6 protein-coding genes are annotated in these 12715 nt (G+C 45.4%); all 6 read right to left on the bottom strand.

Annotated elements, in window-relative coordinates:
- Positions 1 to 159: 159 nt before the first annotated feature.
- The 6 genes from nifJ to rpmF all read right to left on the bottom strand — a co-directional run bounded on the left by nifJ (position 160) and on the right by rpmF (position 12591).
- On the bottom strand, positions 160 to 3687 hold the full coding sequence (gene nifJ, locus G625_RS0104610) for a pyruvate:ferredoxin (flavodoxin) oxidoreductase (RefSeq protein WP_029200171.1): 3528 nt from the start codon (positions 3685 to 3687) through the stop codon (positions 160 to 162).
- Positions 3688 to 4093: 406 nt separating this feature from the next.
- Positions 4094 to 6145, bottom strand: coding sequence for a VanW family protein (locus tag G625_RS18375; protein ID WP_049895710.1), 2052 nt, complete (start codon positions 6143 to 6145; stop codon positions 4094 to 4096).
- Between the two features lie 202 nt (positions 6146 to 6347).
- Positions 6348 to 8240 (bottom strand): excinuclease ABC subunit UvrC, encoded by a 1893-nt coding sequence (uvrC, locus tag G625_RS0104600; protein WP_029200170.1) that lies wholly within the window; start codon positions 8238 to 8240, stop codon positions 6348 to 6350.
- 5 nt (positions 8241 to 8245) lie between these two features.
- Positions 8246 to 10663 carry a leucine--tRNA ligase gene (gene leuS, locus G625_RS0104595; RefSeq protein ID WP_029200169.1) on the bottom strand — a complete coding sequence of 806 codons (2418 nt, stop codon included), beginning with the start codon at positions 10661 to 10663 and terminating at the stop codon, positions 8246 to 8248.
- 233 nt (positions 10664 to 10896) lie between these two features.
- Complete coding sequence (locus G625_RS18370) at positions 10897 to 12135, bottom strand: putative glycoside hydrolase (RefSeq protein WP_242826590.1); 1239 nt, start codon at positions 12133 to 12135, stop codon at positions 10897 to 10899.
- Positions 12136 to 12408: 273 nt separating this feature from the next.
- The gene (gene rpmF, locus G625_RS0104585; protein WP_029200168.1) at positions 12409 to 12591 is read right to left on the bottom strand and encodes a 50S ribosomal protein L32; all 183 of its coding nucleotides are present in this window, start codon (positions 12589 to 12591) and stop codon (positions 12409 to 12411) included.
- Between the last annotated feature and the right edge of the window lie 124 nt (positions 12592 to 12715).

Below are 12715 nucleotides of genomic sequence, written 5' to 3'. Positions count from 1 at the left end.
TACCACAGAAAAAAGATTACTCCAACCATGTTATCATTTAAGCCAACGGGGACGGTTCTTTCCGGATAGAACCGTCCCCGTTGGCTCACCACGTTGACTGATGCATACGAAAGGAAGCCGGCTTTCGCCGGCTTCCTTTAAACTCACTTTATTCAATTATTAGTTATTGTAAAGATCGTTCAGCTTCTTAAGGTGTGCATATCTAGCCTCTGACTCAGCCTGGTTCTGCTCATCGAGTGCCTTAGCTCTCTCAGGGTTCTTGAGACCAAGTGAAAGGTAACGAACCTCTCCCTTAAGGAAGTCCTGATATCCTGTGAAATCAGGCTCCTTGGAGTCAAGAGTGAACTTCTTGTCACCGCCGTTAGGGTTGAATCTGAAGTTATTCCAGTAACCTGTTGTAAGTGCAAGCTTCTCCTCTTCCATAGCCTTTGCCATGCCCTTCTTGATACCATGGTTGATACATGGAGCATAAGCAATGATAAGTGATGGACCTGGATAAGCCTCAGCCTCAGTAATAGCCTTAACTGTCTGAGCCATATCACCACCCATGTTGATATGTGCAACATATACGTAGCCGTAAGACATTGCGATACCAGGGAGATCCTTCTTACCTGTCTCCTTACCTGCTGCAGCAAACTGTGCTACTGCACCGGTAGGTGTTGACTTAGATGACTGTCCGCCTGTATTTGAGTAAACCTCAGTATCGAATACCATAACGTTGATATCCTTGCCTGAAGCAAGTACGTGATCAAGTCCGCCGAATCCGATATCGTAAGCCCAACCGTCACCACCGAAGATCCACTGGCTCTTCTTTGACAGGAAGTCCTTATTCTTTACAAGATCCTTTGAAAGATCATCAGTCTTGTCTGCAAGAGCTGCAACAAGCTTATCTGTAGCTGCACCGTTTGTTGCACCTACACCGAATGTGTCAAGCCACTCCTGGCATACATCCTTAACAGATGCATCCTTCTCTGCAAGTGCCTCAACTTCCTTCTTAAGTCTGCCACGGATAGCATTCTGAGCAAGAAGCATACCATAACCAAACTCTGCGTTATCCTCGAAGAGTGAGTTATCCCATGCAGGACCCTGGCCCTTAGCATTTACTGTGTAAGGTGTAGAAGGTGATGAGTTACCCCAAATTGATGAACATCCTGTAGCATTTGCAATGTACATTCTGTCACCGAAGAGCTGAGTGATGAGCTTAGCATAAGGTGTCTCACCACATCCGGGACATGCACCTGAGTACTCAAGAAGAGGCTTCTTGAACTGTGATCCCTTAACAGTTGTCTCCTTGAACTTAGCGATAACCTCGTCCTTCTCAGGAAGCTTCTCAGCATAATCGAAGAACTTCTGTCTGTCGAGCTCCTGTGCGATAGGCTTCATCTCGAGAGCCTTGTTGCCCTTCATACCAGGACATACGTTTGCACAAGATCCGCAACCTGTACAGTCAAGAACTGATACCTTGATGCCGAACTTGTAACCAGGCATACCTGTCATATCCTTGCATACATCTCCTGCAGGAGCTGCTGCTGCCTCGTCTGCTGTGTAAGCGAACGGACGGATAGCTGCGTGAGGACATACATATGAACAGAAGTTACACTGGATACAGTTATCAGGATTCCACTGAGGAACGTTAACTGCGATACCTCTCTTCTCGTATGCAGCTGTACCTGAAGGTGTTGTACCATCTACATAATCTTTGAATGCTGATACAGGGAGTCCGTTACCTTCCTGTGCTGAAACAGCGTTCTGGATGTTGTTAACGAAGTCAAGAACTTCCTTCTTACCTTCTGTCTTATCCTTGAACTCAAGTCCCTCGTCCTGAGCATTAGCCCAGTCTGCAGGAATCTCGATCTTCTCGAATGCGTTAGCACCGGCATCAATAGCTGCCCAGTTCTTCTTAACGACATCCTCACCCTTACGGCCGTATGTCTTCTGAGCTGCATCCTTCATAAGCTTGTTAGCCTCTGCAGGAGGAATGATACCTGTCAGTGTGAAGAATGCTGACTGAAGGATTGTATTGATACGAGTAGGACCCATGCCTGTCTCGATACCGATCTTTACACCGTTAATGATGTAGAAGTTGATCTTGTGATCATACATGTACTTCTTAACCTGGCCAGGGATATGATCAGCGATCTCATCCTTGCTCCATACACAGTTAAGGAGGAATGTACCACCATCAACAAGCTCCTGTACCATGTTGAACTTTGTCATGTATGCAGGGTTGTGGCAAGCTACGAAGTTTGCTCTCTTGATGAGGTATGTTGACTTGATAGGTTTCTTACCAAATCTTAAGTGAGACATAGTAACACCGCCGGACTTCTTTGAATCATAATCAAAGTAAGCCTGAGCGTACATATCTGTGTTGTCACCGATGATCTTGATAGAGTTCTTGTTAGCACCTACTGTACCGTCAGCGCCAAGACCCCAGAACTTACAGTTTACTGTTCCTTCCGGTGTTGTATCAAGAGCCGGTCCGATAGGAAGTGAAAGATATGTTACATCATCGTTGATACCGATTGTAAATCTCTTCTTCTCTGTATTCTTATATACTGCAACGATCTGTGCAGGAGTTGTATCCTTTGAGCCAAGACCATAACGTCCTGAGAATACCTTAACGCCCTGGAACTTGCTGCCCTGAAGAGCTGCAACAACATCAAGGTAAAGAGGCTCACCGATAGAACCGGGCTCCTTAGTTCTGTCAAGAACAGTGATCTGCTTAACAGTCTCAGGAATAGCCTTAAGAAGAGCGTCTGTGCAGAACGGTCTGTAAAGTCTAACCTTAACTACACCAACCTTCTCGCCCTTAGCTGCAAGGTAATCGATTGTCTCCTCAATAGTATCATTTACAGAACCCATAGCAACGATTACATGCTCAGCATCTGCTGCACCATAGTAATTGAAAAGCTTATAGTCTGTACCGATCTTAGCATTAACCTTGTCCATGTACTCCTGAACGATTGCAGGAAGTGCATCGTAGTAAGGGTTAGATGCCTCACGTGCCTGGAAGAAGATATCAGGGTTCTGAGCTGAACCTCTCTCTACAGGATGATTAGGGTTAAGTGCGCGAGCTCTGAACTCGTCGATGTACTCCCAGTCAACCATATCCTTAATATCTTCATAATCCCACTCTTCGATCTTCTGGATCTCGTGAGAAGTTCTGAAACCATCAAAGAAATTGATGAAAGGAATGCGTCCCTTAAGTGCAGCAAGGTGTGCTACAGGTGTAAGGTCCATAACTTCCTGTACGGAAGACTCGCAAAGCATAGCAGCACCGGTCTGGCGGCATGCCATAACGTCTGAATGATCACCAAAGATGGAAAGTGCGTGAGATGCAACTGCACGTGCAGATACATCAAATACACCAGGAAGCTGCTCACCGGCAACCTTGTAGATATCAGGGATCATAAGAAGAAGACCCTGAGAAGCTGTGAAGGTAGTTGTAAGAGCACCAGCAGCGAGTGATCCGTGAACTGCACCTGCAGCACCGGCCTCAGACTGCATCTCAGTTACCTGAACGGTCTCACCGAGAATGTTCTTTCTGCCTTCTGTTGCCCACTCATCAACATGCTCCGGCATAACTGATGAAGGGGTGATGGGGAAGATGGCGGCTACTTCTGTAAATGCATATGATGCATGTGCAGCAGCCTGATTACCATCCATGGTTTTCATTTTTCTTGCCATAAGAATTCCTCCTAAAAAATGAATCGTTACATGAATGTGATTTTTATTATATGAACCTTATAAAAAGGATATCATACTGTAGGAAATTATAGCATTTCCGCCGTAAAATGCAAAGAAATAGGGCCTCGTACATGAAAAAATACAAGAAAAATGCATAAAAGAGGCAATTCCCAGTGAATTACTATAGTATATGTTGTACAAAATCAAAAACAATATCCGATGCATTCCGCCAAAAAAATAATTCCACCCCGAAACCATAGCATCCAACTCCCTGAATGCTCCGGACATATGCCGGATCCGTGGCCTCCTCTTTTCCAAAGGTGTTTGAAATATATAGAAAAAACCGCATGTCCGGTAGCAGTTCACCATAGACATGCGGTTTTTGACAGTTATAATTATTGACTTTTCAGCCGCCCACTACAGGGCCTTCCTCGATAAGTCCTTCATTCAAAGAATCTCCCAATACAGGAACCGGACCCTCTATATATTCATGAACGGTTTCGGCATTTGTTTCCGGAGCGGGAGCAGACGGTGCCTCATGCACAGGCTCATTTTCCTCTTCGGGCTCACTGTTATCCTCAGGTCTCTCAACCACTTCATGCTCCGTGGACTCGGTACTGTCTCCGGATTCACCCGCCGGTGTCTCAACTACAGCCTGACCGTTTTCATCGGTAGCAGCTGTCAGACCCGCTGCCGCGGCCTGTTCTGCAGCAATAGACGCTGCAATCTCAGGAGAATATTTCTTAGGTGTATGACCACTGTAATGTGTGTAGTGATCCTTGACCTTTTCTGTAGTTCCGTCTGCCTTGTGAATAACCTTGTATGCCTGCCATTCCGATCCGGCACTACCCTCTGACTCTGTTCCCTCAGTAATGATAACAGGATCAGGTACAGGGAGATCCATGGCTTTCTCCGAAACAAGTTCCCATGATACTCCCTCAGGAAGAACCCTTACTCCGTAAATCTGAGCATTCATGGTCTGATCCGAATACCAGGTACGGATTCCTATGGCGTGATCTGAATCATTAACAAACTTATAATCAGGTCCCGGCCAGGAAACCGTAGCATCTGTCCCCGGGGTAACATATGTAGGCGCAAAGGTGTGTGATCTTCTGTAGGTTGTGGTAAGTCCGGCGCGGAAAACAGCATTGTAAAGTGTGGATGATACCTGGCACACACCTCCGCCGACCTCGGTAACAACCTCACCTTCATTATAAGCCGGTGCTCCGCCGTAGCCCTTCTCCTCTGTACGCTGTCCCACAGTCTGATTGAAAGAGAATTCCTCTCCCGGCTGGAGAACGGTACCGTTTATGGCTGCGGCCGCATGCTTGATGTTCCCGTTACGGATGGAATTGGAAGTAGTCTTGGTAGTGAAGGATCCGATGATCTTGTACTTATCCTTAATCGAATCCAGAGAAGCCGAAACTGTTTTTCCGTCCGCATCAATCTGAGATGAGTAATTGTGATTATTTATGGCCTCCATGACTTTGGCAGCAGTAGTCTCAGCATTAAGCTCATAACCGTCAACAGAACCTCCGAAAACAAACTCTCCTGTGTCACGGTCATAGGAAGTTATGTCACCATTTTTGGGATTCATCTTCCACACAGTGGCAAGCTGTGACATGTAGTCATTTATCTGGGACTTAAAATCCGGAAGTGCCAATGCATAATCCGCAGTTACAACACTTTCCGTCTCCGTGCTGCTCTCTGACTCATTTTCGGAAGAACTTTCCTTGGTTTCCTGAGTCTCCTTTGACTTAATGTCTTCAAAAATCTGTGCGATCATCTCATCAAGGTTTGCCTCAATAAGATCCGGAACAGCAAAGCTTGATGCCTCAGGTCTTATGGTTATGGATGAATACGGATTCTCAACCTCAACCGTCTGCTCAGTCCCATCATTGTCAGCCTGTATCCCTGCCTCAGCTGCGGTCTCCGAGGAAGTTTCACCGGAAGAAAGCTCCGGCATGCTGAACTTACTTAACAGGGGATTTGTATTGTTAACCACCAGATTCCAGGTATACTGAGCCTTTATGGCATCCTTAACCTGCTGCTGATTCATTCCATTGATATTTAAAAGCTGAGCCCCCGCTGCAAAAGAACTGATGTCAAGGTAAACATCCTCATGTATGCTGTTAGGGTCCAATGTTTCTTCTACCGCATAAGTAGTCTCTTCTATCGAAGAATTTGATGAGCCGCCCAAGCCGCCCTTAAGGGCAAAAACCAGTCCTCCCACCAATATCACAGCTGCAACGGCAGATCCTATGATAATACCGTAATTCGGTTCTCTGTCAGGTCTTCTGTTATATCGGTTGTTGGAACTTCTTGTTGTATTATTCTGCGAGTTCACACGGGAAGATGTGCTCCTGCGTTCGCTCTGCTGTGAACCCCGGGCTCTGGATTGCCCGCGAGCCCTGGATGCCGTACGTTTTCCGGCCATATCTTCAAATCTGTCTGCCATAAATCTATCTCCATATATATGATACTTCTCACCCATGCAGGCACCGCCCACTGTCTTATGACATTCTCACAATGTCACAGAAAAAGCGGCAAGAAGTAAATCCTATTTTTACTCACATCATCTTATCAGCAATAATAATTTTTGTATATTGTGATTTTCATTAAATACAAGACAGATTTACGTAAGAAAAATGAACAGTTTTTCAACACACACTCTGCTCTCTGTGGAAAAAGTCATACACCTGTCTCGCAGAATGATCATCCATTGAAGGGCAGCCGATAAGCTCCTCCAGGGACGCGGCTCTTATGTGATCAATGTCTCCGAACCGTTTCATCAGCGCCTTCTTTCGTACCTCTCCCACGCCTTTTATATCATCCAGCAATGACTTTATCTGGCTCTTTTCCCTAAGTGAGCGGTGATAGGTTATGGCAAATCTGTGAACCTCATCCTGAATACGGGTGAGCAGCTTAAAGGCTTCACTGTTTTCAGCAAGAGGCAGTTCCCTGTCATCATACAAAAGTGCTCTTGTTCTGTGATGATCATCCTTAACCATACCGCAGACCTCCACCGAGGTTATGCCAAGCTCCGAAAGCACCTGCCTGCAGACATTAACCTGTCCCTTGCCTCCATCCATACAGATAAGATCCGGGAAATTTGAAAAGGAACCCATGGAATCATCCTTTCCGGCGACTGCATTATCCTTCATCTCACTCAGACCATGTTCAAAGCGGCGGGTAAGCATCTCATACATGGACGCATAGTCATCCGGTCCCTGAACCGTTTTGATACGAAACTTTCTGTAATCATTATTCTTGGGCTTACCGTTCTGATACACCACCATGGAACCGACGTTAAGAGCTCCCATGGTATTGGAAATATCGTAGGACTCGATGCGGATAGGCGGCTTTTCAAGACCGATGATATCCTGAAGCTCCTTAACCGCCCTGGCACATTTTGCATCCTGCTCACGGTACTGCTGTCTGTAACGGTTCATGAGAATTCCGGCATTGGTGATGGCAAGCTCCACAAGCTTTTCCTTTTTGCCTATCTGAGGAGTGATAATGCTTACCTTTCTGCCCTTCTCGCGACTAAGCCACTGTTCAAGTATGGCTTTTTCGGGGAGCTCCGTCTGAACCCAGAGCTCGTGAGGAATAAAAGGCGTTCCGTTATAATACTGCTCTATAAAATCGTTGAGGATCTCTTCATCGCTTTCTTCCTGATCGATGTCTACAAACTGATGGTCTCTTCCTATGATCTTTCCGTCCCGGACGAAGAATATCTGAACGATACAGTCAGAAAATTCTCTTCTCATACCTATGATATCCCGGTCACCGGAATCATAGGCAACAATCTTCTGCCTGTTTTGCACAGCTTCAATGGCCTTAATAAGATCCCTCATTTCCATGGCAGTTTCAAAATCCAGATTATCGGAAGCCCTCATCATTTTGCGATGCAGTTCCTTCACGATATCCTCATACTTTCCGTTAAGAAAATCTATGGCCTTATCTACCTGAATTTTATAATCAGCCTTACTTTGTCTGCCGATGCAGGGCCCGTCACACTGATGGATGTCATAGTACATGCACTTATTGGCAAGGGGTGCATCCTCTGAAAATACCTTATTGCAGTTTCTTATATGGAAAGTCCTTCGTATAAGGTCTATAACCTCATTTACCTGATCGTTTGAGGCATAGGGACCGAAATATTTACCTTTATCCGTAGCTCTTTTCCTGACCTTGAGAACCCTCGGGTACTGTTCAAAGGTAACCTTGATATATGGATAGGTTTTGTCATCTTTAAGCAGTGTATTGTATCTAGGTTTATGCTCCTTGATGAGATTGTTTTCCAGCATCAGGGCTTCAAGCTCGGAGTCTACAACTATATATTCGAATCTCTCCACCAGACTCACCATCTGCTGGATCTTCGCTGATTTTTTATAGGACTTCTGGAAATACTGTTTTACACGGTTTTTAAGGACCTTCGCCTTGCCGACGTAAATGATTTCGTCTTTGGGTCCATGCATAAGATAAACTCCCGGCAAAGCCGGGAGTTTTTTCAGTTCTTCATCAAAATTAAATTTACTGTTGTCTCGCATATATTTTACTTAACTACGAAGTTCAGTATCTTTCCTTTTACAAAGATAACTTTAACGATGTTCTTGCCATCAAGGAACTTGTTGATCTGAGGATCAGCCTTGGCAGCCTCAACTGCTGCATCCTGATCAGCTTCAGCAGGGATGTCAACATTACCACGTACCTTACCGTTAACCTGAACACCCATGTTGATGACTGCATCCTTTGTCTTCTCTTCATCATACTCCGGCCACTGAGCCAGTGTAAGAAGTCCCTCGCCTCCGAGAGTCTCATAAATCTCCTCGGTAAGATGAGGTGCAAACGGATGAAGGAGCTTTATAAACACAATAAGGTCATTCTTTGTGATAGCTCCCGCCTTTGTGAAGTCATTGATGAGAGTCATCAACGCTGCGATGGCAGTATTGAACTTCATACGCTCGATATCATCGGAAACCTTCTTGATGGTCTTGTGAAGCTTTGACTCAAGGCCCGGATCTTCCTTGTCAAGTGTTGCGATATCTGTAAGACCCGCTACTCGGTCAAGGAAACGCTTAACGCCACGCACTCCTTCATCGCTCCATGGAGCAGCTGCTGTATAGTCACTCATAAAGAGAACGTATGCACGAAGTGTATCTGCACCGTAAGTATCAACGATGTTCAGCGGATCGATAACATTACCCTTTGACTTGGACATCTTCTCTCCGTCAGGTCCGAGGATAAGTCCCTGGTAGGATCTCTTTGCATAAGGCTCCGGTGTAGGAACCAGCTTCTGGTCATAAAGGAACTGATGCCAGAATCTTGAGTAAAGAAGGTGTCTGGTAACGTGCTCCATACCGCCGTTGTAATGATCAACCGGAAGCCAGTACTTAAGTTTATCTGCATCGGCAAATGCCTTGTCATTGTTGGCATCGCAGAATCTCAGGAAATACCATGAGGAACCTGCCCACTGAGGCATGGTGTCTGTCTCTCTCTTTGCTGCACCGCCGCACTTAGGGCATGTGCAGTTTACGAAGCTTTCAATCTTTGCAAGCGGTGACTGACCGTCAGTACCCGGCTCGAAATTCTCAACATCCGGAAGTGTAAGTGGCAGCTGATCCTCAGGAACACCGACAGTTCCGCACTGAGGACAGTGGATAAGAGGAATAGGCTCTCCCCAGTAACGCTGACGGTTGAATGCCCAGTCCTTCATCTTGTACTGAACGCCCTTGTGTCCGATGCCCTTTTCCTCAAGAACAGTGAGCATCTTTGCGATAGAATCCTTCTTGTTTGTGAATCCGTTAAGGATGTCAGAGTTAACCATCTCTCCGTCGCCTGTATAGGCTTCCTTTTCAATGTCTCCGCCCTTTATAACTTCAACGATATCTACGCCGAATTTCTTCGCGAAATCATAGTCTCTCTGATCGTGAGCAGGAACAGCCATGATAGCTCCTGTTCCATAGCCCATCATTACATAATCCGCGATAAATACAGGGATCTGCTTTCCTGTAACAGGATTTACAGCCTTAAGACCTGCAATCTTTACGCCGGTCTTATCCTTTACAAGCTGAGTTCGCTGGAACTCTGTCTTCTTGGCAGCGTCCTCTCTATACTTCAGAACCTCATCCCAGTTTGTAATCTTGTCCTTGTACTTATCAAGGGCAGGATGCTCCGGAGCAACAACCATGAAGGTTACTCCGTAAAGGGTATCGCATCTTGTGGTATAGATCTCAAGCTTATCGAGAACAGCTCCATTGCTTTCATCCGCAAGCTCGAAGTTAACGAATGCACCCGTGGAACGTCCGATCCAGCTTATCTGCTGCTGCTTGATGCTTTCAGGATACTCAACGTCATCAAGACCATCCAGAAGTCTGTCTGCATATTTTGTGATCTTCAGGTACCAGACATCCTTTGGAAGCTGAACTACATCACTGTGGCAGATATCACACTTACCACCCTGTGAGTCTTCATTGGAAAGAACCACCTTACAATTTGGGCAATAGTTTACGAGAGTCTTTGCTCTGAATACAAGTCCCTTGTTAAAGAGCTGAAGGAAGATCCACTGTGTCCACTTATAGTAATCCGCATGTGAAGTTGCAATCTCTCTTGACCAGTCAAAAGAAAATCCAACCTGTCTCATCTGTTCCTTGAAATGATCGATATTCTTCTCTGTGATGATGTGCGGATGTGTATTGGTCTTGATAGCATAGTTCTCCGCAGGAAGTCCGAAGGAATCAAATCCCATAGGGAACAGAACATTGTAGCCCTGCATTCTTCTCTTACGTGCAAGAACCTCGATACTTGAATATGCCTTGATATGTCCAACGTGCATTCCCGCTCCTGACGGATATGGGAACTCTACAAGTCCATACCATTTTGGGCGCTTATCAAAGTCCACTGCCTTGAAGGCATCAGCCTCTTTCCACTTTGTCTGCCACTTAGGCTCGATTTTCTTAAAATTATATTGCATAACCAATTTCCCCTTGTGAAATCATGTTGAAGTAACTTTTCTGCCTTCCGGCATCCCGGCTTATCATAAGTCCGGAAAGTCAATATCTGCCTGCTCTTCATAGGACACAGGCACTTATATCAACGAAATCTAATTATAACAGAAAGAATCCTTACGTCAAAGATTTTAGAGCATCCAAAGGAATATCCGGCATAACTGTTATAACCTAATATCAATTCCGTACCTTATCAGCCTCACGCCGGCAAGAACGCATCCCACTGATACTCATTGTTGGCATTCCATATAAGCCACTCATCATAGCCGGCATCGTAGACCGCCTGTATCTCCTGTCTTATTTCTTCAGGTCCGTAATGGATATAACTCGAAAGATATGAAGCCGTAAATCCCTGAAGCCATGGACGAACCTTTGCCTGATGCACGCCCTCAACCTCCTCTAAAGCAAGATCCTTTTTGGAAGCATTGCAGGCGCCAAGTATAGCTTCATAAGGATGCCTGTCCGGGACATCCAGCCCGAAATTTCCGTTTCCGTAATGGGAAGGATAGATCATGGGGCACATATAATCCACAGCGCTTGCCATAACCGGATAATCCTGTCCTACCGAAATAGTATCAACATAGGAGCCAATGATGGTTCCGAAAACATCCGCAGACATAAACACGTTCTTATCCGCCAGTCTGTCCGAAGCAAACTTGATAAATTCAGTGATGATCTCTGTCTTGTCCATGCCCTGGGTTTCTTCATCGGTGTAAGTAACATTGTTCATGCCCTTTTCCGTACAGAATCTCACATAGTCAAACTGTATTTCATCAAAACCCGCGTCAGCACACTGCTCCGCTACCTGCACCTTATACTCCCAGGCTTCACGGTTATAGGGATTGATCCATGTCATACCGGAGGCATCGTGAAATACCGTTCCGTCATTATTGTGGTTCAGCCACTCCGGCTTAACCTGTTCAAGGAAAGGGTCCCTGAAGGTTACTATACGGGCAATGGCGTAAATATTATGCTCCTTCAGCATAGACATGAGTGCATCGATGTCCGGAATGGTCTCCTGCACCGAACCGATGGAATCGATGAGTTCACCACCCATCTTGTACTCGATATGTCCCTTATCTTCCAGGATATCTATGACGACTGCGTTGATCTCGGTGGCATCAATGTGCTCAACGATCGTCTTCATTTTCTCCGCTCCCGCAACCTTCGAACTGATGTAGACGCCCTTTACCTTAACCGGAGGTTTATCCGGCACCTTTTTTGTCCAGATAGCCGCCTGTTCTATGGCCGCACTTTCGGATTCCTCGATTTTTATCTGCTCCTCAAGTGACTCCATAAACCTGGATTCCTCAATGGATTCAGATTCGTATTGTATAAGCTCATCCGACTTATTCACGCTATAGACTATAGGCGAATGCTTCTGACATCCGATCATCATCAGACTCAGCAGCATGATCACCGTTAATAACCTTTTCATAAAAACTCCATTCCGATGCCTTAGTGCACCGGGATAATTTGTAAGAATTTTCTCACACTGATATCCATTCCGGCTTTTTCAGCCGGCGGTACAAATTGTGATGAATAAAATCCTTCACATTAGTATCTCTGCACCCCGGGGAAACAACTTAAGTCATTATACCACGTAGCTCCCATTTAACAACTTCAACGGTTTTTGAATATTTCCATACACAGAAAAAACCCTGAAGCATAGCACTTCAGGGTTAATTATCTCTTATTAAATCGGTAAAGATCAGTCTTCAACCTTAACGATCTCACGCTTGTTGTAAGATCCGCAAGCCTTGCAGACTCTGTGAGGCATAACAAGAGCACCACACTTTGAACACTTTACAAGGTTCATCTTTCCCATCTTCCAGTTAGCTCTTCTTGAATCTCTGCGAGCCTTGGATGAATGATTCTTAGGACAAATTGACATATTTACACCTCCTTCGTCATACCGAGAAATTATATCCAACCGGTTATTTTATGTCAAGCAAAAATCTTATTTGATTTTAGCAATTGCACGCTCGATATACGATACTACGTTACTCAGAGAATTG

The organism is Oribacterium sp. NK2B42 (genome assembly GCF_000424445.1).
Taxonomy (GTDB): domain Bacteria; phylum Bacillota; class Clostridia; order Lachnospirales; family Lachnospiraceae; genus Oribacterium.
Note: the sequence above shows the minus strand (reverse complement) of the source record. Positions and strands in the feature narration are given on the sequence as shown.